General features: G+C 74.3%; 24 protein-coding genes. 10 read left to right on the plus strand and 14 right to left on the minus strand.

Annotated elements, in window-relative coordinates; all coding sequences use genetic code 11:
- Nucleotides 1–39 precede the first annotated feature (39 nt).
- On the plus strand, nucleotides 40–441 hold the full coding sequence (locus tag ACI784_RS06960; RefSeq protein ID WP_456925303.1) for a hypothetical protein: 402 nt from the start codon (nucleotides 40–42) through the stop codon (nucleotides 439–441).
- Nucleotides 438–1754 carry an ANTAR domain-containing protein gene (locus ACI784_RS06965; RefSeq protein ID WP_456925304.1) on the plus strand — a complete coding sequence of 439 codons (1317 nt, stop codon included), beginning with the start codon at nucleotides 438–440 and terminating at the stop codon, nucleotides 1752–1754. Before ACI784_RS06960 ends, ACI784_RS06965 begins: the two co-directional genes overlap by 4 nt.
- Here ACI784_RS06965 and ACI784_RS06970 read toward each other — a convergent pair.
- Together ACI784_RS06970 and ACI784_RS06975 are read right to left on the minus strand one after the other, a co-directional pair.
- Nucleotides 1732–3714, minus strand: a complete 1983-nt coding sequence (locus ACI784_RS06970) for a CheR family methyltransferase (RefSeq protein WP_457012928.1) — start codon at nucleotides 3712–3714, stop codon at nucleotides 1732–1734. The genes ACI784_RS06965 and ACI784_RS06970 overlap by 23 nt on opposite strands.
- A 5-nt stretch (nucleotides 3715–3719) precedes the next feature.
- Nucleotides 3720–4748 (minus strand): chemotaxis protein CheB, encoded by a 1029-nt coding sequence (locus ACI784_RS06975; protein WP_457012929.1) that lies wholly within the window; start codon nucleotides 4746–4748, stop codon nucleotides 3720–3722.
- Between the two features lie 218 nt (nucleotides 4749–4966).
- Here ACI784_RS06975 and ACI784_RS06980 point away from each other — a divergent pair, with 218 nt between their 5' ends.
- The gene (locus tag ACI784_RS06980) at nucleotides 4967–5443 is read left to right on the plus strand and encodes an STAS domain-containing protein (protein WP_457012930.1); all 477 of its coding nucleotides are present in this window, start codon (nucleotides 4967–4969) and stop codon (nucleotides 5441–5443) included.
- Between the two features lie 103 nt (nucleotides 5444–5546).
- Entirely contained in the window at nucleotides 5547–6377 is an 831-nt protein-coding gene (locus ACI784_RS06985; RefSeq protein WP_457012931.1) for an IclR family transcriptional regulator domain-containing protein, read from the plus strand.
- A 21-nt stretch (nucleotides 6378–6398) separates the two neighbouring features.
- On the opposite strand, the gene ACI784_RS06990 is transcribed toward ACI784_RS06985, so the two are convergent.
- The 5 genes from ACI784_RS06990 to ACI784_RS07010 all read right to left on the minus strand — a co-directional run bounded on the left by ACI784_RS06990 (nucleotide 6399) and on the right by ACI784_RS07010 (nucleotide 11448).
- On the minus strand, nucleotides 6399–6941 hold the full coding sequence (locus ACI784_RS06990) for a flavin reductase family protein (protein WP_456925309.1): 543 nt from the start codon (nucleotides 6939–6941) through the stop codon (nucleotides 6399–6401).
- Nucleotides 6941–7516 carry a VOC family protein gene (locus ACI784_RS06995; RefSeq protein ID WP_457012932.1) on the minus strand — a complete coding sequence of 192 codons (576 nt, stop codon included), beginning with the start codon at nucleotides 7514–7516 and terminating at the stop codon, nucleotides 6941–6943. Before ACI784_RS06995 ends, ACI784_RS06990 begins: the two co-directional genes overlap by 1 nt.
- Nucleotides 7517–7527: 11 nt before the next feature.
- Nucleotides 7528–8535 carry an ABC transporter permease gene (locus tag ACI784_RS07000; RefSeq protein ID WP_456925311.1) on the minus strand — a complete coding sequence of 336 codons (1008 nt, stop codon included), beginning with the start codon at nucleotides 8533–8535 and terminating at the stop codon, nucleotides 7528–7530.
- Nucleotides 8532–10157 carry a sugar ABC transporter ATP-binding protein gene (locus ACI784_RS07005; RefSeq protein WP_457012933.1) on the minus strand — a complete coding sequence of 542 codons (1626 nt, stop codon included), beginning with the start codon at nucleotides 10155–10157 and terminating at the stop codon, nucleotides 8532–8534. Before ACI784_RS07005 ends, ACI784_RS07000 begins: the two co-directional genes overlap by 4 nt.
- A 100-nt stretch (nucleotides 10158–10257) precedes the next feature.
- Nucleotides 10258–11448: a sugar ABC transporter substrate-binding protein gene (locus ACI784_RS07010; protein ID WP_456925313.1), complete on the minus strand. Its 1191-nt coding sequence runs from the start codon at nucleotides 11446–11448 to the stop codon at nucleotides 10258–10260.
- Between the two features lie 352 nt (nucleotides 11449–11800).
- Here ACI784_RS07010 and ACI784_RS07015 point away from each other — a divergent pair, with 352 nt between their 5' ends.
- Genes ACI784_RS07015 through ACI784_RS07025 form a run of 3 tightly spaced genes read left to right on the plus strand, consistent with a single transcriptional unit; the run spans nucleotide 11801 to nucleotide 14440 of the window.
- Nucleotides 11801–12565, plus strand: coding sequence for an alpha/beta fold hydrolase (locus ACI784_RS07015; protein ID WP_457012934.1), 765 nt, complete (start codon nucleotides 11801–11803; stop codon nucleotides 12563–12565).
- Nucleotides 12562–13593 (plus strand): zinc-binding dehydrogenase, encoded by a 1032-nt coding sequence (locus ACI784_RS07020; protein ID WP_456925315.1) that lies wholly within the window; start codon nucleotides 12562–12564, stop codon nucleotides 13591–13593. Before ACI784_RS07015 ends, ACI784_RS07020 begins: the two co-directional genes overlap by 4 nt.
- A 25-nt stretch (nucleotides 13594–13618) precedes the next feature.
- Entirely contained in the window at nucleotides 13619–14440 is an 822-nt protein-coding gene (locus tag ACI784_RS07025) for an SDR family NAD(P)-dependent oxidoreductase (RefSeq protein WP_457012935.1), read from the plus strand.
- A gap of 71 nt (nucleotides 14441–14511) precedes the next feature.
- Here the strand turns inward: ACI784_RS07025 and ACI784_RS07030 are convergent, their stop codons facing one another.
- A complete protein-coding gene (locus ACI784_RS07030; protein WP_457012936.1) occupies nucleotides 14512–15705 on the minus strand; it encodes an acyl-CoA dehydrogenase family protein in 1194 nt (397 codons plus the stop codon).
- Nucleotides 15706–16024: 319 nt separating this feature from the next.
- Between ACI784_RS07030 and larA the strand changes: the two genes are divergently transcribed.
- Both larA and ACI784_RS07040 read left to right on the plus strand, forming a co-directional pair.
- On the plus strand, nucleotides 16025–17314 hold the full coding sequence (gene larA, locus ACI784_RS07035) for a nickel-dependent lactate racemase (protein WP_457012937.1): 1290 nt from the start codon (nucleotides 16025–16027) through the stop codon (nucleotides 17312–17314).
- 5 nt (nucleotides 17315–17319) lie between these two features.
- The gene (locus tag ACI784_RS07040; RefSeq protein WP_457012938.1) at nucleotides 17320–18462 is read left to right on the plus strand and encodes a glycerate kinase; all 1143 of its coding nucleotides are present in this window, start codon (nucleotides 17320–17322) and stop codon (nucleotides 18460–18462) included.
- 48 nt (nucleotides 18463–18510) lie between these two features.
- Here the strand turns inward: ACI784_RS07040 and ACI784_RS07045 are convergent, their stop codons facing one another.
- The 6 genes from ACI784_RS07045 to ACI784_RS07070 all read right to left on the minus strand — a co-directional run bounded on the left by ACI784_RS07045 (nucleotide 18511) and on the right by ACI784_RS07070 (nucleotide 24161).
- Nucleotides 18511–19716 (minus strand): cytochrome P450, encoded by a 1206-nt coding sequence (locus ACI784_RS07045; RefSeq protein ID WP_457012939.1) that lies wholly within the window; start codon nucleotides 19714–19716, stop codon nucleotides 18511–18513.
- Between the two features lie 129 nt (nucleotides 19717–19845).
- Nucleotides 19846–20829 carry a quinone oxidoreductase family protein gene (locus tag ACI784_RS07050; RefSeq protein ID WP_457012940.1) on the minus strand — a complete coding sequence of 328 codons (984 nt, stop codon included), beginning with the start codon at nucleotides 20827–20829 and terminating at the stop codon, nucleotides 19846–19848.
- 16 nt (nucleotides 20830–20845) lie between these two features.
- Nucleotides 20846–21205 (minus strand): hypothetical protein, encoded by a 360-nt coding sequence (locus ACI784_RS07055; RefSeq protein WP_456925322.1) that lies wholly within the window; start codon nucleotides 21203–21205, stop codon nucleotides 20846–20848.
- 34 nt (nucleotides 21206–21239) lie between these two features.
- On the minus strand, nucleotides 21240–22103 hold the full coding sequence (locus tag ACI784_RS07060) for a DODA-type extradiol aromatic ring-opening family dioxygenase (protein ID WP_456925323.1): 864 nt from the start codon (nucleotides 22101–22103) through the stop codon (nucleotides 21240–21242).
- The gene (locus ACI784_RS07065; RefSeq protein ID WP_456925324.1) at nucleotides 22096–22950 is read right to left on the minus strand and encodes a citryl-CoA lyase; all 855 of its coding nucleotides are present in this window, start codon (nucleotides 22948–22950) and stop codon (nucleotides 22096–22098) included. The genes ACI784_RS07060 and ACI784_RS07065 overlap by 8 nt, the downstream gene beginning before the upstream one ends.
- A complete protein-coding gene (locus tag ACI784_RS07070; RefSeq protein ID WP_456925325.1) occupies nucleotides 22947–24161 on the minus strand; it encodes a CaiB/BaiF CoA transferase family protein in 1215 nt (404 codons plus the stop codon). The genes ACI784_RS07065 and ACI784_RS07070 overlap by 4 nt, the downstream gene beginning before the upstream one ends.
- 239 nt (nucleotides 24162–24400) lie before the next feature.
- On the opposite strand from ACI784_RS07070, the gene ACI784_RS07075 reads away from it, so the two are divergent.
- Complete coding sequence (locus tag ACI784_RS07075; RefSeq protein ID WP_457012941.1) at nucleotides 24401–25888, plus strand: amidohydrolase family protein; 1488 nt, start codon at nucleotides 24401–24403, stop codon at nucleotides 25886–25888.
- Nucleotides 25889–25974: the final 86 nt, after the last annotated feature.

A 25974-nucleotide genomic window follows, 5' to 3' on the forward strand; every position in this document is an offset into this window, starting at 1 on the left:
GGCGGTGCGTGACCCCGCTCCTGGGGGGAGGATCCACCCATGCTGGACGACGATCCAGGGCGGCGGGCCGCGGTGCGCGCCGAGGAAGCCGCGCACCGGGCCGGCGAGCTGGCCGACCGGCTACGCCGGATGGCCGAGGAGCACGCGGCCTCCCCCGAGGACGCCCGCCAGGCCCAGCAGCGGGCCGAGGAGGCGGCCGAGCACGCCCGGGACGCCTTCGAGCGGGCGCTGTCCGGTCACGAGCGCGCGGCGCACAGTCACGACGCCGCCGCGGCGGCGCACGAGGAGGCGGCCCGCCGGGGTGTCGGGGACCCCGAGGAACACCTCCGCCGCGCGGCGTACCACCACCACGAGGCTGCGCTCAACCGCGCGGAGGCCGGCGCCCCGGCGCCCGTCCCGCCCGGCCGCGCTCCCGCAGAGACAGCCGAGGACGACCGATGAGCAACTCCGCGGACCCACCGGCCGGCCGGCCCTCGCTGCAGCCGCACGAGGCGCTCACCCGCCTCGCCGACCTCGAGGTCGCGCACGAGGAGCTGCGCGTCGCCGAGGAGGAGCTCCGCGTCCAGCAGGAGCAGATCGCGGTGCTGCTGGCCGGCTACGAGGCGGAGCGGCGGTGGCGCACCCACCTCTCGGCCACGGTCCCGGTCGCGCTGTGCGTGACCGACGGCGCCGGACGGCTGCTCGACGCGAACCGGGCCATGGCCGACGTCCTCCACGTGCCGCTGCACCGGCTGCGCGGCAAGCCGCTGAGCGTCTACCTGGGCGCCGGCGACGCACAGGCCTTCCGCACCGCGGTCGGCGACCTCGCCGGCCGCGGGGCGACCGAGCGCCGACTCCGGGTCACGCTGCGGTCGCGCCGGTCCGCCGAGGAGCCGGCCGAGCTGTTCGGCTTCCCCGACACCGGCGGCGTCGCAGGCAGCGAGCCGCGCGTGCAGTGGGTCGTCCTGGCCGGCAGTGCCCGCATGGTGGACGACGAGGTGGCGCCGCTCGCCGGTGACGTCTCGGCCGTCGACGCCATCGGTGTGGCCTCCGCGCTGGCCGAGCTGTCCGCCCTGCCCATCGACGACGACGACCGGACGCGGCTGCTCACCCGCATGGCGGTGCTCGTCCGCGGCGCGGTGCCCTCCGCCACCGGGGTGAGCATCACCATCGGCTCCCCCGCGGAGCCCCAGCAGCTGGGCAGCGACTCCGCCCTCGCCCAGGAGTTCGACGGCCGTCAGCTGGAGGCCGAGCAGGGGCCCTGCTGGGAGGCCCACGTCCGTGGCGCCGTCGTCGTCACCCCCGACGTCGCCACCGACGAGCGGTGGCCGCGGCTGCGGGACCTCCCGGGTGACCCCAAGGTCCGGGCGGTCCTGGCCATCCCGCTGCGGGAGGGCGAGCAGGCGGTCGGGGTGCTCAACGTGTACGCCGAGCAGGTGGGCGTCTTCGGTCAGGACGGCCGGCGGATCGCCGAGCTGGTCGCCGCCGTCGTCGGCGGCGTCCTGCAGAGCGCCACCGAGCGGGCGGCGCTGCAGACGCTCGCCGCGAACCTGGAGAAGGCCCTCACGTCCCGGGCCGTGATCGACCAGGCCAAGGGTGTGCTGATGGCCCACCTGGGCGTGGACGCCGACGAAGCGTTCGCCCGGCTGGTCGCGTTGAGCAACCGGCACAACGTCAAGCTGCGCGACCTCGCCCAGCTGGTGGTGACCGGGCACGCCGACGAGGTGGTCGCCGCGGCCCGGCGCAGTCGCGTCAGCGGTCGATCGGATCCATGAGGATGACCGCGCCGGCCCGATGCCCGGGCACCTGCTCGTAGGCGGAGATCGTCACCCGCACCAGCACGGGGCGGCCGCGCCGGTTCACCGCGTCGACCTGCACGGTGTCGTGCCCGCTCCCGTCACCGGAGACGGTCTGCCGCAGCAGCGGGTGCAGCCGGGAGACCGGCAGCCCGATGTCGAGGTTGAGCAGGTAGCGGCTCTGCACCTCGTCCTGCCGCAGGCCCCACAGGTCCTCGGCCGCGGCGTTCCAGACCAGCACCCGCAGGTCGAGGTCGACCACCGCGACGCCGGCGCGGAAGCTGCTGAGCACGCCGTTCATGAACCGGTTGACCGCGCCGACCTCCTCGGTGCTGGCCCGCAGCTCCTCGTTGGTCGAGTGGAGCTCGTCGTTCATCGACTGGAGCTCCTCGTTCATGGTCTCGAGTTCCTCGTTGGTCGACTGGAGCTCCTCGTTGGTGGTCTCCAGCTCCTCGACGGTCGACTGGAGCTCCTCGTTGGTGGTCTCCAGCTCCTCGTTGGCCGACTGCAGCTCCTCGTAGGCGGTCTCCAGTTGCCGGTTGGCCAGCTCGAGCTCCCGCTGCAGGTGCCGGTAGCGGGTGACGTCGTCGAACACGATCGTCGTGCCCAGCGGTTCGCCGTCCTCCCGCCAGATCGGCACGATCTGGATGTCGAACAGCACCGGCTCCTGCCCGGGCCGGCGCCGCTCGATGCCCCGCAGCCACAGGGGACGCCGGGCCTGGGCGGCCTCGCCGATCGAGGCCCGCAGCTCGACCGGCCGGTAGGAGATCTCCAGGTCCTGGAACGGGCGGCCGATGTCGCCCTGGTCGATCCCGAAGGCGCGCTCCGCCTGGTGGTTGACCACGGCCAGCCGGCCCTCGGCGTCCAGGGTCAGCTGCGCGGCCGGCCCGGACATCAGCGCCTCCTGGCGCAGCCGGGCCAGGGCGTCGTCGGCGGTCTCCGACGCGATCCGCAGCGGCGGGACCACGACGCGGCGCTCGGCCACCGGGCCGCCGTCGCGCTTGCGGAAGAAGCGCCGGGTGAGGTCGACCGGTGAGAACAGCTGGTTGTGCGAGAGCAGCATCTCGGCCTTGCCGAGGAACAGCAGGCCGTGGGGGTTGAGCGCGTAGTGCAGCCGGCCCAGGATCCGCGCCTGGGTCTCCGCGGTGAAGTACATGAGGGCGTTGCGGCACAGCAGCAGGTCGATGTGCGAGATGGGGGCGTCCTGCACGAGGTCGTTGCGGCCGAAGATCACCGAACGGCGGAGGTCCTTGCGGAAGACGTGACGCGAGCCCTCCTGGGTGAAGTAGTCGCGCAGCTGCGACGGCGCGAGACCGGCCACCTGGCGCTCGCTGTACATCGCCTGCCGGGCGTAGGCCAGCGCGTCCTCGTCGACGTCGGTCGCGTAGATCTTGACCCGCTTGCGGAACTCGTCGGGGCCCAGCGCGTCGACGAGGAGGATGGCCAGGCTGTAGGCCTCCTCCCCCGACGCGCAGCCCGCGCTCCACACCCGGATGACCGGCCCGCACGACTCCAGCAGTTGCGGCAGGAGGTCCTCGCGCAGGTGGTCCCAGGCCGCGCGGTCCCGGAAGAAACCGGTGACGTTGATGAGGATCGTGTTGAACAGCGGCGTGAACTCGTCGGGGTGCACCTCGAGGTGGTCCTGGTACTCGCTGAAGGAGTCGATGCCGACCTCGGCCATGCGGCGCCGCACCCGCCGCACGAGGCTGGGCCGCTTGTAGCCGGTGAAGTCGAACCCGCGCCGCTCGTGCAGGTACACCAGGAGGGCCTCGAACTGCGGGTCGGGCGCGGCGTCCGCCGGCTCGTCGTCCAGGGCGGCCGTGTCGTCGTCGGCGAGTGTCGCGTCGTCCTCGGGCGGGTCCGCGTCGTCGCCGGGCGCGGTCACGTCGTCGTCGGGCTCGCCGTCCGCGCCGCGTCCTTGGGCCTGCCGGTCCACCATCGGGCTCAGGCCTCCTCGACGTCGTCGGGCAGCGCCGAGGCGCTCAGGTCACCACGGTGCAGCAACCCCCGCAGCAGGGCGGCGGCGTCCAGGGCCTCCTCGGACCGCTGCCGGAAGCGCAGCGCGCTGTGGCTGTGCCCGCGCTCCTCGGCCCGGTGGCCCATGTGCGAGCTGAGCGCCGCCCGCTCCTCCAGGCCCCGCAGCGCCATCCACAGCGCGCCCTCCAGCGCCTGTGACTGCTCCTCGGCGAGGGCCTCGGGGGACCAGGCGTGCCCGACGCGGCAGCGGTAGCGCTCCATGCCGCCCTCGTCGATGGTGAACAGCGCGCCGTGGCAGGTCGGGCAGCCGAACCCGGACGGCGTCCCGGGCCGGTCCTCGTCGTCGTACCCCTCGCCGTCGAGTCCGGCCATGGCGGTCTCCGTCTCCATGAGGTCGCTCGCGGGGGGCGCGATCCCGTCGTCCACCTCCTCGCCGATCAGCTCGCCCAGCAGCGCGCCGATCGCGCGCACGGGCAGGACGTGGTCGGCCCCGCCGACCTCGTGGGCGTGCAGCGGCATGCTGGGGTACATCGCGTCACCGGGGTCCTGGGCGATCACGACCCCGCCGCGGGAGCGGACGGCGATGGTGCCCGCCGTCCCGTCGTCCAGGGCCCCCGACAGGACGACCCCGACGACCCGCGGGCCGCCGCTGCGCGCCGCGGACCGGAAGAGGACGTCGACCGCCGGGCGGTGCCCGTTCTCGCGGGGCCCCCGGGAGAGCATCGTCCGCTCCCCCACCACCATCAGGTGCCGGTCGGGCACCGAGACGACGACGGTGCCGGCCTCGATCAGGTCGCCGTCAACGGCCGACCGCACGGGCAGCGGGCAGACGCGGGCCAGGATGTCGCGCAGGGCGCTCCGGGCGCCGGCCGGCATGTGCAGCACGACCAGGACCGCCCCGGGCAGGTCCGGGGGCAGGCCTGCCAGCAGCTGCTGCAGCGCCTCGACACCGCCGGCCGACGCACCGACGACCACCAGGTCACGCCGAGTCCCCATGCCCGCCCATCCCGTCACGCTGGCCGCGGCGGTCCGCAGCACGGTGGGTCGTGACAGGTGAACGGTAGCCCTGCCGCCCGGCGGAAGCGCCCGGCGCGCGCACCGGCCCGTTGATACGGTACTGGGCCGGGTCGAAGCTCCGGCCCCGCGCACGCCGGTGCGCACGTCGCCGCCTGGAGCCGCTCGTCCCCGGGCCCGGACACCGCTGTGGGGTCCACGTGCTCGTCCGTCCTCCTGGGTCCTCCTCCGACCCCGTCCCCCGCCCGCTGCTCGTGTCGGTCGACCTGCGCGTCGGCCGCGTCCGCGTCACCGGCGAGCTCGACCGGAGCTGCGCCCACCACCTCCTCGACGCCCTCACGGCGCTCGTCCTCACGGCCCACCCCGTGTGGACCGTCGACGGTCACGGCATCACGTTCTGCGACGTCGAGGGACTGCGCGTGCTCGCGCGGGCCGACGCCCTGGCGGCGGACCACGGTCGCGTGGTCCGGCTCGTCGGCGGCCCGCCGTTCCTGGCCCACCTGCTGGGCCTCGCCGGGCTCGGGCACCTGCTCGCCGACGACCCGCCGGCCGGAGCGGCGCGGGCGGTGCCCTGCGCCTCCGGCCCCCACCCCGCGCTCAGGGACACCGTCCGCGCCGGGACCGGGCTCCCCCGTCGGGGTGGGCCGCACCGCGCGGACGCCGTCACCAGGGGGTGATCCGGGATGATGAGGCGGGCGCTCGGCTCCCGGCAGCCGCCTCCGCCCCGGACAGGGTCGGTCGGACCGGTGTTCTCGCCGGCAGCAGGAACGGGGTGGGGCGATGGCCGGACGCGGCACGGGACCGGACTTCGTCGAGGCGCTGGCCCGCGGCCTCGACGTCATCGCGGCCTTCGGCGCCGAGCGCCCGTCCATGTCGCTCACCGAGGTGGCCGCCGCCGCGGAACTGGCACGGCCCACCGCCCGGCGCCTGCTGCTCACCCTGGAGGAGCTGGGCCTGGTCCGCTCCAGCGGCGGGGTCTTCCACCTCACCCCGCGGGTCCTCGGCCTCGGCACCGCCTACGTGAGCGCGCTCGGCCTCTGGGACATCGCGCGACCGCACCTGGAGTCGCTGGTCGCCCAGACCGGCGAGTCGTCGTCCATGGCCCAGCTCGACGGCTCCGACATCGTCTACGTCGCCCGCGTCGCGGTACCCCGGATCATCACGCTCCGGGTCGAGATCGGCACCCGTTTCCCCGCCGTCCGCACCTCGCAGGGCAAGGTGCTGCTCGCCGCCCTCTCCCCCGGCGAGCTCGACGCCGCCCTCGCCGAGCCCAGCCGCGCGGGGCTGCCCCCGGTGCCCCCGCCGGACGCCGACCGGCTCCGGGACGAGTTGGTCAAGGTCCGGGCGCGGGGCTGGGCGCTGGCCGACGAGGAACTGGCGCCGGGCATCCGGTCGGTCGCGGTGCCGGTGCGTGACGGCAGCGGCACGGTCCGGGCGGCCATGAACGTCACCGTGCACGCGGCCGAGACCTCGACCGAGCGCCTGGTGCAGGAGCACCTGCCGCGGCTGCTGCACACCGCCGGTGAGGTCAGCGCCGAGTGGGCCCTGTGGCAGTCGCGGCCGCACGTGGAGGTCGCCCGGCCGGCGGGCGGGGACACCGCGACCGCCTGAGGCCGCGCGGCGTCCGCGCCGTCACGGCAGCTCCAGCGCGGCGTGGGTGCCGAACACCCGGCCGTGGTAGGTCAGCGGCTGCCCCTCGGTCGTCTCGGCCGCGACCACCGTGCCGAGCGCGACCACGTGGTCCCCGCCGTCGACCAGGGTGGCGACCTCGCAGGCCAGCCAGCCCGGCGCGCCCGGCAGCCGGGGCAGGTCCGAGTCGATCTCCCACCGCACGCCCTGGAACTTGCCGGTGCCGCCCTTGCGGGCGAAGGCCAGCGCGAGGTGCGACTGGTGCGCGCCGAGCACGTTCACCCCGAACCGCCCCGACTCCCGGACGACGGCCAGCAGGTCCGAGCCGCGGTCCAGGCTGACCAGCACCATGGGCGGGGTCATCGACAGCGAGGCGAAGGCGCTGACCGTCGTCCCGTGTGGTAGCCCGCCGAGGGTGCTGGTGATCACCGAGACCGGCGTCGGCACCCCGGCCATCACCTCACGGAACCGGGCCTGCAGCTCCGGGTCGACCGGCGCGTCCGGGACGGCGGTGATCTCGACGGGCTGCTCGGCGGGGTGGGTCATCAGGGGGTCCTCCCGGGGTCGTCGGCAGCGGGCGCGCCGAAGGGACGGACCGGGTCGGTGCCGTCCCAGTCCAGCGAGGCCCGCCAGAACGCGGTGAAGGCGGCGTCCATGCCGGGGCCGTACTCGATGAGCTCGATCATGCCGGGCCGGCCGGGGCCGCCGTCCAGACAGGCCACCTCGCCGCCGGTCGGGACGCCGGCCCGGAAGGCCAGCTCGTACCCCTTGGCCTCGAGCTCGGCGATGCCGGCGTCCACGTCGTCGGTGACGACGCCGAGGTGGTGGAAGCCGTGACCGCGCTGCTCGATCGTCTCGCGGTAGACCGACGGCGCGTCGTCCTGCGGCGCGATGAGCTCGATCTGCACGTGCCCGGCGAACGCCATCGCCAGCGCCACGTCGGCCCGGCTGGGCCAGCCCCGGTAGACCGGGTCGACGCCGGTGGAGGAGTCGAGCAGGAACCACGGCCCGACGCCGAGCTCGCCGACCCACTGCTCGATCGCCTCGTGGATGTCAGGCACGACGTACGCCATCTGGATGATGCCGTCGCGCGGCTGGCCGAAGCCGAGTCCGGGTGCCATGCCCTCGCCGCTCAGCTGCGGCGCAGGTAGCGCGAGATGGCCACCGCCGCCACGAGCGCGCCGCCGTAGAACAGCTGCTGGGCGTAGTCCTGCGCGCCGAGCAGCTGCAGCCCCGCGGTGCCGGTGGCCAGGAACAGCACGGCCACCCCGGTGCCCAGGGCGTTGAACCGGCCGGGCTGGATGGTCGTGGCCCCGAGGAACACCGCCGCGTAGGCCGGCAGCAGGAAGGTCTCGACCGACGTCGGGCCCGCCGAGCCCGTGGTGCCGACGTAGAGGATGCCGGCGAGGGAGGCGATGACGCCGGCGAGGGTGAAGGCGCCGAAGCGGATGCGGTCGGCGTTGATGCCGCTGAGCACCGCCACCTCGCGGGACTGGCCCACGAACAGGTTCCGCACGCCCAGCGGGGTGTAGTTCATGACGTACCAGATGACCAGCATGACCAGCAGGCAGTAGTAGAACTGCACCGGCACCTGGCCGATCTGGCGCAGGTAGGTCCACATCGACAGGTCGCGGTCGACGCCGACGATCGTGGTCGAGTTGGCGATCCAGAAGACCAGGCCGCCGAAGAGGGTGCCGGTGCCGAGGGTCATGATGAACGGCTCAGTCTTGAACTTGACCACGAACAGACCGTTGAACGCGCCGCACAGCGCGCCCACCGCGACCGCGGCCAGGCAGGCCAGCGGCAGGGAGACGCCGTGCTGGACGTTGAGGACCGCGACGAGGATCGCCGAGAGCCCGCCGATGCTGCCCAGCGACAGGTCGAGGTCGCCGGAGCGGGTGGGCAGCAGCGCGGCCAGCGCCAGCATGAACAGGATCGACTGCGACCCCAGGATGTTGGCGATGTTCCCCATCGAGAGGAACGTGTCCGGGGCCAGGGCGGCGAAGACGACGAAGAGCACCAGCCACGCGATCGGCAGCGCCGCCTTCTCACCCCACCGGCCGCGGACCGCGCCGCGCCCCTGGGCCACGCTCGGCGCCGGCTGGGGGTCCTTCGTCTCGACGGCGTCCGTCGCGCTCATCGTGCCACCTGTTCAACGGTCGGGAGGATGGTGGACTGGCTGGTGCTGGCCCCGTAGACGCCGGAGGTGATGGTCTCCGGGGAGATGTCCTGGAGCGGGATCTCGGCGCCGGCCGCCCCGCCGCTGACCACGACGACGCGGTCGCAGACGGCGGCCAGCTCGTCGAAGTCGCTGGAGACCCAGACGACGGACATGCCGCCCTCCGTGGCCCGCTTGACGACCCGGTAGATCTCGGCGCGGGCGGCGATGTCGACGCCCTGGGTCGGCTCGTGCAGCAGCAGGACCCGCGGCCCGATCTCCAGCCACTTGCCGACGACGACCTTCTGGGCGTTGCCGCCGCTGAGGGTGCCGACCGGCAGGTCGGTGCGCCGCGGCCGGACGTCGAGGGCCTCTGCCCGGGCGTCGGCGGTGTCGCGCAGCTGCCCGTTGCGCAGCCGGCCGCCCTTCCGGAAGCGGCGGACCACCAGCAGCATCATGTTCTCCGCGACCGACACGGCCGGGGCGATGGCGTCCCGCCGCCGGTCGGCGGGGATGAGCGCCAGCCCCATGCCGACCGCGGTGGCCGGCTGCTGCCGGGCGATCGGCACGGTCGTCCCGTCGAGGGTCAGCTCGCCGCCGGTCGCCTGCTTCGCGCCGAACAGGAGGTAGGGCACCTCCTCCGCTCCGGAGCCGAGCAGCCCGGCCAGGCCGACGACCTCACCGGGCGCGACGTGCAGGTCCAGCCCCCGCACCTGCCCGCCCCGCAGGCCGGTGACGTGCAGCCCGACGGCGGGCGAGCGGTCGAAGGTGCGCGGCGGCTCGGTGGCCTCGTGCGCCCCGAGCGCGTGCCCGTGGCCGAAGGCGTCGAGCTTGGCGATCGCCGGGCCGACGATCAGCTCGACGATCTCGTCGTCGCTGACCTCGCTCATCCGGGCGGTGGCGGCCAGCCGGCCGTCGCGCAGCACGGTGACCCGGTCGGCGATCTCGCGGACGGCGGGCAGGTCGTGGGAGATGAACACGACGCTGGCGCCCGAGGCGACGATGGTGCGGATCAGGTCGAAGAGGAACTGCACCTCCTCCTCGGGCAGGAACACCGTCGGCTCGTCCAGCACCAGCACCGAGGACGACGCGCCGGTGCGCCCCCGGTACTGCTTGAGCTCCTCGGCGGCGCGGGCGATGGCCACCAGCGCCTGCTGGACCGGCGGGAGGTCGTTGACGACGGCCAGCGGGTCGACGTCCACCCCGTAGCTGCGCAGCATCGCGCGGGCCTTGCGGGCCTCGGCCCGCCACTGGATGCGCACCCGCGAGCCGCTGCGCTCGGCGACCCCGCCGAGCAGGTTCTCCAGCACGGTGAGCGGCCGGGCGAGTCCCAGGTCCTGGTGCACGAAGCTCAGGCCGAGGTCGCGCGAGGCGCCGGCCTCCAGCGGGAGGGGCACCTCCCGGCCGTCGACCACCATGCGGGCGCCGGGCTCGGGGTCGTAGACCCCGGCCATGACCTTGACCAGGGTCGACTTGCCGCAGCCGTTCTCCCCCAGCAGGGCGAGGACCTCGCCCCGCTCCACGGTCATGGAGACGTCCTGCAGCGCCTTCGTCGCACCGAAGGTCTTGGAGACGGAGTGGAGCTCGAGGGCGGTGGTCGTCATCCGGGGCTTCCCTGGGGCCGGAGCGCGGGTGCGCCGCTGGGGGTCGGGGCGGGAGGGCGCGGGGAGGCCCCGGGCTGCGTGCCCGGGGCCTCCCGCTCGCTCAGACGGCGGGCGCGTCCAGCCAGAGGCTGCGGTAGCCCTCGACGTAGGAGTCCCCGAAGCCGTCGTTGGGGCCCTCGACCTCGGCCGCGTTCTCCGGCGTCCAGAGGCGGTAGGGCGAGAAGGCCTCCTCCGCCGGGATGGGCTGCTGACCGGCGAGGACCCGGAAGAGCTGGTCGGCGCCGGTGTAGGACATCCAGTCGAAGTTGGGGCCCATGTCGGTGCCCATCGGGTTCTCCGGGTCGGTCATCAGCTGGACGAAGGTCCGGTCGGCACCGAAGGCGTAGGTCTTCGCGTCGACGTTCGAGGACTGGATCGCCGGCAGGACGAACGGGGTCTGCGCGTCGAAGACGGTGAAGACGGCGCGGATGTCGGGGTTGGCCACCAGCGCCGAGGAGACCGCGCTGGTGAGGTCGGTGGCGTACTCCGGGATCGGGATGTTGATCGACTCGACACCGCACTCGTCGCCGCACAGCTCGGCGAACTGGTCCTTGACCGTCTGCTCCATGCCGATCGAGGGCGGGTTCTCGTTCGAGGTGATGACCAGCGCGTCGATCGGCCGGCCCTCGGCCTCGACCAGCGCCTGGGCCACGCCCAGCTCCATGGACCGGTTGAACTGGCCGTTGGTCTGGGCGGCGATGAGGTCCGAGGGCTCCTCGGAGACGTCGGCCAGGTGCATGTCGACCACCGCGATCCCGGCGGCCTTGGCCGCCTCCATCTGCGGGGCGAGCGCGGCGGGGTCGATGCCGCACACCAGCGCGACGCCGTCGTAGCCCTGGTTGATCGCCAGGTTCATGCCCTGCACCCACGCCTGCGGGCCGCCGTCGTTCTGGAAGTAGGTGCTGTCTGTCATCCCGACGCTCTTGGCGATGTCGACGACGGTGCGGGCCATCCGGTCGCAGCCCTCCAGCTGGCTGCTCACCGGCATCGACAGGATCTTCTTGCCGGCCAGGCTCGCCACGGAGAAGGCCTCGCCCTGCGCCTCGAACTCCGGCTGCGCCATGGCCTCCTCGACGTCGGCGCGGAGCTGCTCGAGCGTCTCGTCGGAGACCACGGCCTCCCCGCTCGCCTCGGCCGAGCCCTCGCCGCTCGACGTGGGCGCGCACGCGACGGTCGTCAGGGCCAGGGCCGCCGCGGCGACCGGCAGGGCCAGCCGCCGGGTGCGCGGTGAGCGGATCACGCGATGAGCCATGGAGTGGTCCTCTTCTCGGGGGTCGCACAGCTGCGGGGATCGCCGGACACGGGCCGCGCGGGAGCCGCGGAGCGGGCGGGGCGCCGTGGTGGTGGCGGAACAGTGACAGCGGCCACATTCCCTTGTCAACCGTCTGGCGGTCACCTGTCCGTTTCGGTGTCGACCGCGTCTCCCGCGGCCTCCCGCGCGGGCGTTCCGGCAGGTCGCCTGCCCTGAGGCGGAGCCGCCGTTGACACCGAGACGTGTCATGCGTCACGGTGCTGGCCGGGGCGGACGACTGTCCGTTCACGTCGTCGAGGCAGGAGTTCACGTGACCGTTCCCGCAGCTGGGCCAGCGCCGACGAGGGTGCCGATGGGCTCCGGCGAGATCAGCCTGTTCCGCGAGGGCTCGGGCCGCCCGGTCCTGTTCCTGCACGCCGCCGGCGGTGCGGGCAACTGGGAGCCGTTCCACGAGCGGATGGCGCAGTCGGTCGACCTGATCGCCCCCGACCACCCCGGCTTCGGCCGCAGCGACGAGCTCCCCGAGGTCGCCACCATGGCCGACCTGGTGCAGCACTACCTCCGGCTGCTGGACCACCTGGGCATCGACCGCTTCGACCTCGTCGGCGCGTCCTTCGGCGGCTGGACCGCCGCGGAGCTGGCCAGCACGATCCCCGACCGCGTCGAGCACCTGGTGCTGCTGGCCCCGGCCGGCCTGGACGTGCCCGAGGCGCCGCCGGCGGACCTGTTCAACCTGGCCCCGCCGGACCTCGTCCGCGCCCTGTTCTACGACGACGCGCTCGTCGAGGCCGCGCTCTCCGCGCCGCCGACCCCGGAGCAGATCGCGCAGACCGAGAAGGACATGGCGGCCTTCGCCCGGTTCGCGCGCGACCCCTACCTGCACAACCCGGAGCTGCCGGGCCGGCTGCCGCGCATCAGCTGCCCGACGCTCGTGATCGCCGCCGAGATCGACGTCATCGTCCCGCGCGAGCACAGCGAGGCCTACGCCAAGGCCATCCCCGGCGCCGAGCTGCGGGACATGCCCCGCACCCGGCACGGCCTGCACCACGAGCGGCCCGACGAGGTCGCCGCCGAGGTGCTGGGCTTCCTCACCGGTTCGGACGCCGCCGCCCGATGAGAGCCGCGGTCACGGAGGGCCCGGGCACCATCCGGCTGGTCGACCGGCCGGAGCCGGGCCCTCCGCGGCCGGGCCAGACCCTGCTGCGGGTGGAGGCCGTCGGCATCTGCGGCTCCGACCTGCACCTCTACCACGCCGACCTCGGCCCGTCCCACGACGGGCTGCTGCCCCGCGTCCAGGGGCACGAGTTCTCCGCCGTGGTGGCCACCGCCGACCCCGCGGGCGGCCCGGCCGCCGGCGAGCGGGTCGCCGTCTGGCCCGTCCTGCCGTGCGGGCAGTGCCGCCCCTGCCGCGACGGCCGGGCCAACGTCTGCAGCCGGCTGCAGCTGCTCGGGGTCCACCGGGACGGCGCGCTGCAGGAGCACCTGCTGGTCGACACCGCGGCGCTGGTGGTCACCACCGGGCTGACCGCCGAGCAGACCGCCCTCGTGGAGCCGGTGTCGATCGCCGTGCACGCCGTGGCCCGCGGCCGGGTGGCCGACGGGGAGTCCGTCGTCGTCCTCGGCGCCGGGCCCATCGGCGTCTCCTGCGCCCTGGCCGCCCGCGACCGCGGCGCCGCCGTGCTGGTCGTCGACCCGGTCGCCGCCCGACGCGAGCTGCTGGCCGGACTCGGCCTCGCCACGGCCGACGCGGACTCCCCCGGGCTCGCCGGCGCCGTGGCCGACCTCGCCGGGCCGGAGGGGCCGCACGTCGTCGTCGACACCACCGGCGCCCCCGCCGTGTTCGGCACCGCCCTGGAGCTGGCCGGCCACGGCGGCCGCGTGGTCGTCGTCGGCATGACCGCCGCCTCGGCGCCCACCAGCCCCGGGCCGCTGCCCATCAAGGAGCTCGACGTCCTGGGCGTCAGCTGCTGCACCTACGAGGAGTTCGCCGCCGCCGCGGACCTCGTGCGCCGCAACACCGCCGCCGTCGACGCACTGGTCAGCCACCGCGTGCCCCTGGCCGGCACGACCGACGCCATCGGCCTGCTCGAGGACCGCACGAGCGCCGCGTTCAAGGTGCTCGTCGACCTGCGTGACCACGCCTGACCCGACCTCCGAGGAGTCGACCCGCATGAGCTCCCCCGCGCCCGATCCGCGCCCGCTGCCCGACCGGCTGCGTCTGGACGGCAAGCACGCCCTCGTGACCGGCGCGGCCAGCGGGCTGGGCCTCGCGATCGCCGAGGGCCTGCTCCAGTCCGGCGCCGCCGTCACCATGCTCGACGTCGACGGCGACGAGCTGGAGCGCACCGCGGCGACCCTGGCCGCCACGGGCGGCACCGTCGGCACCCGCCGCTGCGACGTCTCCGACGCCGGGCAGGTGGAGGCCGCCGTCGCCGACGCCGCCCGGGAGCACGGCGGGCTGCACGCGGTCGTGGCCAACGCCGGCATCGCGGGCGGCCCGTCGGTGCGGACCCCCGAGGGCCGGCTCTACGACCTGGACTGGAAGACCTTCGACGGCGCCCTGGCGGTGAACCTGGTCGGCACGCTGGCCACGGTCCGCGCCGCGGCCCGGGTGATGCGCCCGGCCGGGGGCGGCTCGGTCGTCGTCACCGTGTCGACGGCGGGGCTGCGGGCCGACGCGATGGTCGGCTACGGCTACAGCGCCTCCAAGGGCGCCCTGGCCAACCTGGTGCGGCAGGCCGCGGTGGACCTCGCCGCCGACGGCATCCGGGTCAACGGCATCGCCCCGGGCCCGTTCCACACCAACATCGGCGGCCGCGGCCCCAAGGACCCCGCCGTCGACCAGGCGTGGGCCGACACCGTGCTGCTCAAGCGGATGGGCGACCCGCGGGAGGTGCAGGGGCTGGCGGTCCTGCTGGCCTCCGACGCGGCGTCGTTCATGACCGGGGCGGTGTACCCGGTGGACGGCGGCGCGCTCGCCGGCTTCTTCTGACCCGGCCCGGGACGGACGACAGAGGGCCGGACCGGGGATCTCCCGGTCCGGCCCTCTGTCGTCGGTGCGGCTCAGCCCTCGGGCACGAGGTTCATGTAGAGCCAGGTGTGGTCCGGAGCCAGGCCGGCGAGGAACTTGCCGCAGCCCTCGACCACGTGCGGGGCCGACGTGACGTGCTGGGTGCCGGCGTGCATGTCGCGGAAGTACTGCTGGATCGCGCCGGTGCGCAGCGCCGCGGTGCCCGCCGCCTTGTAGACCTCCACGCTGATGGCCTCGGCGGTCCAGGTGGCGTTGTAGAGCGCCAGCCGCAGCCGGGTGCGCTGGTCGGAGTCGAGCTCGCCGCCGTTCTCCAGCGTCGCGGTCGCCTCGCGCCACACCTCGTACACGAACGCGCGGGCGGCGTGGTACTTGCCCTCGAGCTCGCCGTAGGTGGCGTGGAAGCGCGGGTTCTCGGCCATGGAGCCGGCCCGGCCGGCCTTGCCGCGCACCTGCTCGGCGAGGTCGTCCAGCATGCGCCGCGCGACGCCCAGCGCCCACGCGGAGTGGCCGATGAGGGCGAAGTGCATGATGCCGAGCTTGAAGATCCAGCCGCCGCGCAGCGGGGTCTCGACCGGGCCCAGGTGCGTGAAGGTCTCGGGCACGAAGACGTCGCGGATCTTGTAGTCGATGCTGCCGGTGGCCTTGAGACCCATGACGTCCCAGGTCTCGATCAGCTCGGCCTTGTCGACCGGCAGGACGAAGATCCGCGGCTCGCCGGTCTCCTCGATGATGCCGAGCGTGTGGATCCACTGCGAGTGCTTGATGCCGGAGGCGAAGCTCCAGTCGCCGCTGAGCCGGAAGCCGTCGCCGTCGGTCTTCGCGGTGCCGGGACGGGTGCCCTGGCCGGCCACGACGGGCAGGCGCTCGCCGGAGAACATCTCCTTGACCGCGGCGTCCTGCAGGTAGGCCCCGCCGGTGCCGATGGCCAGCGAGGCGGCCATGTGCACCCACGCCGTCGACGGGTCGGCCTCGGCCAGCGCCTGGACGATCTGCAGCGACGCGATCGGGTCGCACTCCGCGCCGCCCAGCTCGCGCGGGGTCCACATGCCGTAGAGGCGGGTCTCGTGGAGGGCGTCGTCGACGGCGTCGACGAGCCGCCCGCCGGCCTCGTTGGCCGCCGCGTTCTCCCGGACCAGGGGCTGCAGCGCGCGGGCGGCCGCGACCAGGTCGGCCGGCTCCACCCCGCCCGAGGAGGCGAGGGCCGGGTCGGGTGCGGTCGTCGTCATGGTGGCTCCTGTTCTGCTGAGCGAGGCTCGTGGCGGGTCGGGTGGAGCGGGACGTCGGCGTGACCACGACAGGACGGGCCACTGCGCAGGGGCCGTCCGTGCAGGCGACGGCACCGGCCCGAGGGCGACGCTGCCGTGTCCGTCTAACGGACAACCATCCGCAGCAAGTCTCCGGCGCGTCGCGCGGGTGTGTCAAGAGACACATGACGCGGGTCGGGAGCCCGGATCGGCGCCCATGGACGGGAACTTGACAGGCCCCCCGGCCGACAGGACCGTACGACCGGTCGGCAGACGGACGGACGCAGGAGACGGTGCAGCGATGACGATCGGATCGGCGACTCCGGTCGTGTCCCTCGCCTACGGCCGGGGCGCCGTCGACGTCCCCCGCCACGACGGCGCGCTGGTGGTCACCCCGCACGACGACCCGGCACTCCCCGACCCGGCCGCCGCGCTGCGGGCCGCCCTCCGCGCGCCGCTGGGGGCACCGCCGCTGGCGGCCCTGGTCCGCGACGGCATGAGCATCGCCGTCTCGGTGTGCGACGGCACCCGCGCCCAGCCGCGCGAGGCGATGCTGACCGCCCTGCTGGAGGAGATCGACGGCGCCGCCCGCGGCTGCGAGGTCGTCGTCCTGGTGGCCACCGGCACCCACCGCGGCAACACCGAGGACGAGCTGCGCGCCATGCTCGGCGCGGAGGTCGTGAGCCGGTGCGAGGTGGTCAACCACGACGCCCGCGACCGCTCGTCGCTGACCTCACTGGGCACCGTGGGCGACGGCGTGCCACTGGAGCTGAACTCCCGGTGGCTGGCCGCCGACCTGCGGATCACCACCGGCTTCGTCGAGCCGCACTTCTTCGCCGGCTTCAGCGGCGGGCCGAAGATGGTCGCCCCGGGGCTGGCCGGCCTCGACACCGTGATGGTGCTGCACGACGCGGCGCGCATCGGCAGTCCGCTGGCCACCTGGGGCGTGGTCGAGGACAACCCGGTGCACCGGGACATCCGGGCCTGCGCCGCGGCCGCCCCGCCCGACCTGGCCCTCGACGTGCTGCTCGACCGCGGCAAGCGGATCACCCACGTCGTGTGCGGTGAGCTGTTCACCATGCACGCCCGCGCCTGCGAGCTGGCCCGCGCCGCCGCGATGCGCGCCGTACCGCACCCGATGGACGTCGTGGTGACGACGAACTCCGGCTTCCCCCTGGACCAGAACCTCTACCAGGCGGTGAAGGGCATGGCCGCCGCCGAGCGGGTGGTGCGCCCGGGCGGGACGGTGGTCGTGGCCGCGGAGTGCGCCGACGGCCTGCCGGCGCACGGCTCCTTCGCCGAGGTGCTGGGCGCGGCGCCGGACCCGGCCGGGCTGCTCGAGCTCATCTCCTCCCCCGGCTTCAGCGTCCCGGACCAGTGGCAGGTGCAGGTGCTGGCGCGCATCCTCGCCAAGGCCGAGGTGCAGCTGTACTGCTCCGGGCTGCCGGACGACGAGGTGCGGGCCGCGCACCTGGTCCCCGCGGCCGACCTGACCGGGGCCATCGACGAGGCGGTCCGCCGGCACGGACCGGACGCCCGGGTCTGCTACCTCCCCGAGGGCCCGCAGACGATCCCCTACCTCGCCGGCTGACGGCCATGACCGCGCCGCGGATCGTGCTCGCCCCCGACAAGTTCAAGGGCTCGCTCAGCGCCGCCGAGGTGGCCGCGGCCCTGGCCCGCGGCCTGCGGCGCAGCCTGCCGGACGCCGAGCTGGTGGAGACGCCGATCGCCGACGGCGGCGAGGGCACCGTCGACCTGGTGCTCGCGCACGGCTTCACCGCCCGCACCTGCGAGGTGCCCGGCCCGCTCGGGGAGCCGGTCACGGCCCGCTACGCGGTGCGCGGCGACACCGCCGTCCTGGAGATGTCGGCCGCCGCCGGCCTGGCGGTGCTGCCGCCGCCGGGGCCGACCGAGTCGACCGCCCTGCACGCCACCACCCTCGGCGTCGGCCGGCTGGTCGCCGACGCGCTCGACGCCGGGGCGCGCCGGATCGTGCTCGGTGTGGGCGGCAGCGCCACCACCGACGGCGGCGCCGGGGCCCTCGTCGGCCTGGGCGCCCGCGTGCTCACCGCGGACGGCGCCGACGTCGTCCCCGGCGGCGCGGGGCTGGCCGCCGCCGACCGCCTGGACCTCACCGGCCTGGACCCGCGGCTGGCCGAGGCCGAGCTCGTCGTCGCCTGCGACGTCGACAACCCGCTGACCGGACCGGAGGGCGCCGCGGCCGTCTACGGCCCGCAGAAGGGCGCCACGCCGGCCGCCGTCCCCCGGCTGGACGCCGCCCTGACCCGCTGGGCCGACGTCGTCGCCGCGGCGACCGGGGCCGACCGCCGGGACGACCCGGGTGCCGGGGCGGCCGGGGGCATCGCCTTCGGGCTGTCCAGCGTGCTCGGCGCGCGGCTCACCCCCGGCGTGCGGCTGCTGCTGCACCTCACCGGCTTCGCCGACACCGTGCGCGGCGCCGCGCTCGTGGTGGTTGGCGAGGGGTCGCTGGACGGGCAGAGCCTGCGCGGCAAGGGCCCGGTCGGGCTGGCCGCGGTGGCGCGCGAGTCGGGGACGCCGGTGGTCGCCGTCGCCGGGCGCAGCTCGATCAGCGCGGACCAGGCCCGGGACGCCGGGCTGGACGCGGTCCACACCCTGACCGCACTCGAGCCCGACGTGGCCCGCTCCATGGCCGGCGCCGCCGCGCTGCTCGAGACCGTGGGCCGGCGGATCGGCGAGCAGCTGTCCGGACGCCACTGAGCCCCCCTGCCGGCGGGCAGGGGGGCTCAGCGCGGAGCGGTGGGGGCCTCAGCCCGCCGCGGGGGTCCGGTCGACGGTGACCTCGACCCGGCCGAAGGCGCGGATGAGGTTGTTCAGCGCCCGCTCGGTGCCCTCCAGGTGGAAGCGCGACACCCGCGGCGCCAGGGCGCGCAGCAGGGACTCGGTCTCCATGCGGGCGAGGCCCGCGCCGGCACAGCCGTGCTCGCCCATGCCGAAGCCGAGCTGGTGGACGGCGTTGGCGCGGGTGACGTCGAACTGGTCGGGCCGCTCGAAGCGGCGCTCGTCGCGGTTGGCCGAGGCGTAGATGACCAGCACCCGGGAGCCCTCGGGGATCTCCACGTCGCCGATCGTCGTGTCCCGGCTGGTGAGCCGGCCGAAGGAGCGGATCGGCGACTCGATGCGCACCACCTCGTTGACCGCGTTCGGGATCAGGCTCGGGTCGTTGCGGACGAGGTCCCACTGGTCGGGGTTCTCGGCGAACAGCCAGATGGCGCTGCCGACCGCGCTGATCGTCGTGTCCAGCGAGGGGGCGAGGTAGTCGAGCATGAGCATCATCGCCTGCTCGGTGGAGATGTCGCCCTTGTCGACCGCCTCCAGGACGCCGGCGCCGAGGCTCCCGGGCGAGACGTTGCGGGTGCGGACGATCTCGGCGCCGAACGCGGCCATCTCGCCGCACTGCGGGAGCGCCCGCTGGGCCCGGTCGTTCATCGGCCCGAAGGAGTCGAAGTTGGCGCCGGCCCAGCGCAGCAGGTGCTCGCGGCCCTCCTGCGGCCAGCCGATGAAGTCCGGGACGATCGACAGCGGCAGCGCCCGGGCCAGGTCGGCGACCGCGTCGAACGAGCCCTTCTCGACGAGGGCGGCGACGAGCTCCTCGGCCTTCTCGGTGACGGTGTCCTTCATCGGGCGCAGCGCGCGCGGGGTCAGCCGGTGGGCCACCACCTGGCGCAGGTGCGCGTGCAGCTCGCCGTCGCTGGCCAGCGTGCAGCCGAGGATCGCCTGGTTGGCCGGCTCGTTGAGCGCGATGCCGTTGGCCGAGCGGAACGTGTCGCCGTCCATGAGGACTGCCTTGGCCTCGTCGTAGCGGGCGACGGCGTACGCGCCGTGCTGCGACAGCCAGACCGCGGGGCCGAGCTCGCGCAGGGCGCGGTAGTCCTCGTACGGCTCCAGCAGCGCCTCGTCGGTGAAGATGTCCCCGTCGTAGGTCGGGGCCGAGGTCGGTGCGGTCGTGGTCATGCGGGGGTCCTTCCAACGCGCGGGCTCAGCGATAGTGGACAGTTGTCCGCCTCGCGGACACGGGGACGATGCCCGGCGCTCCGCGGTGTGTCAAGGGCCACAACCGCCCGGCGGAGAGCGGGGACGGCCTCAGTCCGGCGGCGTGCCGGGGACGAGCACGACGCGCCGTCCGGCGCCCTCGGCGGCCAGCGTCCAGCCGCGCTCGACCTCCGCCAGCGGCAGCACGAGGTGGTCGATCGCCAGTGCGCCGCGCTCGGCGTGGTCCAGGACGTCGGTCAGCGCCTGCGCCCGCTGCTCCGGGGTGAGGGCGTTGTTCGTGTAGCCGAGCACCTCGGCGCTGCGGCTGCGCAGCACCGAGGAGGAGAACCGCGCCTCGTCACCGGACGCCCCGCCGAGGTTGACCAGCCGGCCGAACGGGGCGAGCACGCGGGAGGCCGCCGTCGCCGCCGTCCCGAAGACCGGGTCGACGACGACGTCGACCGCCCCGCCGGTCGCCTCGCCCAGCCGGGCGGTCAGGTCGTCGACGTCGGCCGACAGCGGCACCACCTCGTCGGCGCCGGCCCGGTGCGCCCGCTCGGCCGACCCACCGGGCCGGCACACCGCGACCACCCGGCCGGCGCCCAGCAGCTTCGCCGCGCCGACGGCCACCTGGCCGACGGCACCCCCCGCCCCGAGGACGACCACCCGCTCCCCCGGCACGAACCGACCCCGCCAGGTGAGCGCCATCCACGCGGCGACCGCGGAGAGCCCGAGGGCCGCGGCGAGCTCGTCGGGCACGTCGGCGGTCATCGGGACGACGTCGGCGTCCGGCACCGCGCACAGCTCGCCGAGGCTGCCGTCACCGGGCGCCATCCCTGCCGACGTCGCGAACCAGACGCGGGTGCCGGGCGGGTGCACCCCGGACCGCTCGACGACGCCCACGCCCTGCACCCCGGGCACGTACGGCGTCGCCGGGCGGCCGAAGTAGGAGGTGCCCGAGGCGCAGAGCAGGTCCAGCGGCACGACCGGCGCCGCGGTGACCCGCACGAGGGTCACGCCCTCGGCGGGTTCCGGCGACGGGTGCGTGCCGAGCCGCGGCGGCGTGCCGGGGGTGGTCAGGACGGCCGCACGCACGGCGCTCCCCTCCCGCTCAGGTGGAGATGTCGGGGTACGGCATGGAGATGTGCTCCATCGCCTTGCCGTAGGCCTTCTGGTACTCCAGCGGGCCGTGGTCGCGCTCGAACATGGCGATGAACAGCGTGAGCGTGAGGAACGGGTGCGCGCCCATCTGGAACAGGGTCACGTGGTCGTGCTCGCGCAGCGCCTTGCGCTCCTCGTCGGTGAACGACAGCCACGTCGTCCGCTCGGCGTCGATGACGTTGAGGATCTTGCCGGCCATCTCGGCCTCCCACCACTCGACCGTGCCGGCCGGGTCCTCGCGGTAGCGCTCGACCAGGTCGGGGTCGCGGTCGACGGTGTAGAGGAACTTGTCGAGCAGGTACTTGCTCACGGCAGGTGCTCCGTTCTCGTCGTCGTCCGCGGGATCAGGCCGGGGCCCCGTTGGGGTACCAGGTGAAGTAGGCCTCCATGGTGTGGAACAGGTCGAGGGTGTCGACGTGGTCGGCCTTCTGGCCCTCGCCGGCGACGCCCATCATCAGCATGAAGTCCATGAACCCGTGGGTGGCGTTGCCCGGGTGGTGCAGGGAGTCCAGGGAGACCTCGGCCAGGCACCCCTCGATGTCGCCGCTGGCGATCCACTCGACGGCCTTGCGGTCGAACTCGGGGTCCGGGCCGTGCTCGCCGAACTGGCGCGGGCCGCCGAGCTCCAGCGACAGGTGGCCGGTGCCGATGATGGCGACCCGCTTGTCGCTCTCCCAGGACTCGACCATCTCGCGGATGGCCCGGCCCAGCTGCACGAACCGCTTCGGCTGCGGCAGCGGCGGGGCGAAGATGTTGGTGTAGATCGGCACGATCGGCAGGTCCGCCTGCGGCCGCAGCGTGATGATCGGGCACGTGATGCTGTGGTCGATCCGCAGCTCGTTGGAGAACGCCAGGTCGAAGTCGCGGTCGAGGCCGTCGCGCAGGATGTGCGCGGCGAGCTCCTCCTCGCCCTTGAGCGTCATCCGCGGCAGGCCGAACTCGCGCTCCTCGTTGTACCAGTTGGCGTCGAAGAACGGCGCCTTGCCCACGAGGAACTGGGGCATGTTGTCCAGCCACAGCTGGTGGAAGTGGTCGCTGCCGACCATCACCAGCACGTCGGGCTCGGCGCGGGTGAGCGTCTCGCGGAACCGCTCGATCTTGGCGACCCACTCGTCGGCGAACGGCGGGCGGTCCTCACCGGTCGACGTGCTGGCCCGGTAGTAGAACGGGTGGTGCGTGGACGCGATGACCGCGGCGACTTCAGCCATGCCGACCTCCGTTGGCGTCGATGTCAGGGGTGTACGGATCGGGCGCGACGGACCGGTTGTTGAGGTCCACCGACAGGAAGATCTCGTTGCCGACAGGGTGCCGCAGTTCCTCGGCCAGCTGGCCGATCAGCCCCGCGGTGCGGGCCAGCAACGCGAACCCGCGCAGCAGCTCCAGCGGCAGGCCGAGGTCGGCCAGGGCGGCTCCGCAGACGCCGGCGCCGTTGAGCGGCAGCGTCTTGCCCAGCACCTGGGGGTGCACGCGGCCGATGGCGGCGAACAGTGACAGGTGGGGGCCGTAGAGCCCCTCCTCGGCCGCGATCGCGAACAGCCGCGGGGTGCGGGGGTCGCCCTGCTTGTGCACGTGGTGGCCCAGGCCCGGCACGAACCGCCGGGCGGCCCGCTGCGCCTGCACCGTCTCCAGCGCGAGCGCGTCCCACCCGGCGTCGTCGGTGGGCAGGTCGCGGGTGGGATGGGTCGCAGAGAACGTGGTGAGGACGTCGTGCAGGAACCGGCCACAGTCCTCGGTGACCCCGAGGAACCGCGAGCCGCCGCCGAGCAGCCCCGCGGCCAGCGCCCCCTGCACCGAGTCCGGGGCGGACAGGTAGGTGAGCCGGGTGACGATCGCGGTCGGGGTGAACCCGTGGTCGGCCAGTGCCGCCAGCACGGCCTCGAAGACCCGGGTCTCCCCCTTCGACGGCCGTCGCTGGGTGGCCAGCCAGAAGGCCAGCTCCCCGAAGCCGACCTCGCCCATCACGTCGCGGGCGAGGTCGGAGCCGAGGAGGGTGATGCTCTCCAGGCTGGAGGCGCCGAGCGCGGTGTCGTAGACGGGGCGGCCCTCGTCGCTCACGCCGTCCCCTCCTGCCCGTCGGCGGTGCGGGCGGCCGGCGCGGCCAGCCACTCGCGGATCTCCGCACCGTGCTCGTCCAGCCGCGGCGGGGGCAGGCGGTAGTCGGCGGGGGTGGCCGAGAAGCGGATCGGGTTGCGCACCGACGGCACCGCGGCGTCCCCCTCCCCCACGGAGACGACCGGGTCGAGGCCGACCTCCTCGGCGAAGGCCACCCCCTGGTCGACGGTGTTGATGGGCCCGCACGGCACGCCGGCGGCGATGATGTCGCGGAACCACTCCTGCTTGGTCCGCGTGCGCAGCCGCTCGACCAGCAGCGGCCGGAGCTCGTCGCGGTTGGCGGTGCGGTCCTCGTTGCGCAGGAACCGGGGGTCGTCGGCCAGCTCGGGCACGCCGAGCACCTCGACCAGCTTGCGGAACTGGCCGCTGTTGCCGGCGGTGATGATCAGGTCACCGTCCGAGCACGGCAGCGGCTCGTACGGGAACAGGCTCGGGTGGCTGTTGCCCATGCGGAAGGGGACGACGCCGCCGGCAACGAAGGCGCTCGAGTGGTTGACCAGCCCGGACAGCGCCGACGCCAGCAGGTTCACCTCGACGTGCTGGCCCCGGCCGGTCTCGTGCCGCACGTTGAGCGCGCTGAGGACGCCGATGGTCGCGTGCAGCCCGGCCATCACGTCGAACACCGAGATGCCCGCGCGGAAGGGCTCGCCGTCGGGGTCGCCGGTCAGGCTCATCAGCCCGGAGATGGCCTGCACGATCAGGTCGTAACCGGGCAGCGACCGGCCCTGCGGGCCGCTGCCGAAGCCGCTGATCGACGCGTAGACGATGCCCGGGTTGCCCTCGGCGACCGTGTCGTAGTCCAGGCCGAAGCGGGCCAGGCCGCCGGGCTTGAAGTTCTCGATGAACACGTCGGCGCGGCGGGCCAGCTCGCGGGCGGCGGCCGCGTCGTCGGCGTCCTTGAGGTCCAGGGCGATGGAGCGCTTGTTGCGGTTGACCCCGAGGTAGTAGGTGGAGACCCCGTCGCGGACCGGCGGGGCCCAGCTGCGGGTGTCGTCACCGGCGGGGCTCTCGACCTTGACCACCTCGGCGCCGAGGTCGGCGAGGAGCATCGTGGCGTAGGGGCCGGCGAGCACGCGGGAGAAGTCGGCGACCAGCAGGCCCGAGAGCGGTCCCCCGCCCGGCGTCGCGCCCGGCGGGAGCGCGTGTGCGGTCATCGGTCAAGCCCCTCTCATAGCTGGCGACCGGCATGCGGACGAGGGTCCGCACACCGCGTCCTGAGTCTTGGCGCGACCTGGGTCACTGTCAAGCCGCCGCCGGTGACGGCGCGGAGCGGGGCCACGGCGTCCGCAGGTGTTGACAGCGTCGCGCACGCGGCGCGAGGGTGGCTCGGTCCGATGTCGTGACCGGTATACGGACGCAGGTCCGCTCGGTCGCCAGTCTCGAGGAGGAGACGATGACGAGTTCCGACGGCCCGGTCCCGCAGGCCGGACGCCCCGTGGTCCTGCGGAGCGGCACCGTGCTCACCATGGACGGCGCCTGCACCGTCCTCTCCGACGCCGACGTGCTGGTCGTCGACGACCGGATCGCCGCCGTCGGAACCCGCCTGGACGTGCCCGAGGGCACCCAGGAGATCGACGCCTCCGGCGGGATCGTCATGCCCGGCATGATCGACACGCACCGGCACATGTGGCAGACGGCGATGCGCGGCTACGGCGCCGACTGGACCCTCACCCAGTACTTCGTCTGGTACTACCTCGAGCACGGCAAGAAGTTCCGCCCCGAGGACATCGCCGCCGGCAACCGGCTGGCCGCCATCGAGTCCCTGGACGCCGGCGTCACCACGACCGTCGACTGGTCGCACAACCTGCAGTCCGTCGACCACGCCGAGGCCGCGCTGGACGCGCTGCGGTCGGTGCCGGGCCGGTTCGTCCTCGCCTACGGCAACATCCAGGCCGGCCCCTGGGAGTGGACCGCCGACCCCGCCGTCCGGTCGTTCCTGGAGCGGCTGCGCGACGCCCGCGACGACATGATGGGCGTGCAGATCGCCTTCGACGTCACCGGCGACCCGGCGTTCCCCGAGAAGGCCGCCTTCGAGGTGGCCCGCGACCTCGGCCTGCCCGTGACCACCCACGCCGGCGTCTGGGGCGCCACCAGCGACACCGGCATCCAGCAGATGTACGACAACGGCTTCATGACGCCGGAGACGACCTACGTCCACGCCTCCACCCTGACCCGCGACTCCTACCAGCGCATCGCCGCGACCGGCGGCTCCATCTCGGTGGCCACCGAGTCCGAGTGCAGCGCCGGGCAGGGCCACGCCCCCACCGAGCAGGTGCTGCAGTACGGCATCCCGGTGTCGCTGTCGATGGACACCAGCGTGTGGTGGAGCGGCGACATGTTCTCCGCGATGCGCGCGACGCTCAACGCCGACCGCATGTCCGAGCACCTCACCGCGCACCTCAAGGGGGAGACGATCACCCAGCTGCGGCTGCGGGCCCAGCAGGTCGTCGAGTGGACCACCCGGGGCGGCGCGCACACCATCGGCCGCGACGCCGACCTCGGCAGCATCGAGGCCGGCAAGAAGGCCGACGTCGTCCTGCTCAAGAACGACGCCTCCCCGGTGTCCTTCCCGCTGCTCAACCCGCTGGGGCACGTGGCGTTCCAGGCGCAGCGGGCCGACGTCCACACGGTGATCGTGGACGGCCGGGTCGTGAAGCACGACGGGAAGCTGGTCGGCATCGACCTGGCGCCGGTGCGCCGCGAGATCGAGAACACCATCGACCACCTCCGCGGGCAGATCGGCGAGGAGGCCTGGCAGGCCGGGATGTTCCCCGACATGCCCGCCGCGGAGAAGGAGATCCTCGACAACCCGTACCGGTACAGCGACTTCAAGGACGAGTCGAAGCGGGCCGGCGGCGAGGACAGGGTCCTCGGGCGCTGAGCTGCCGGGCGGCGGGGCCGTGGGGGGGGGGGGGGGGTGGGCCCCGGCCCCGCCCCCCCACGCGGCCCATCCACCCCCAACCAGCC

It is taken from the genome of Geodermatophilus sp. SYSU D01186, from assembly GCF_054050215.1.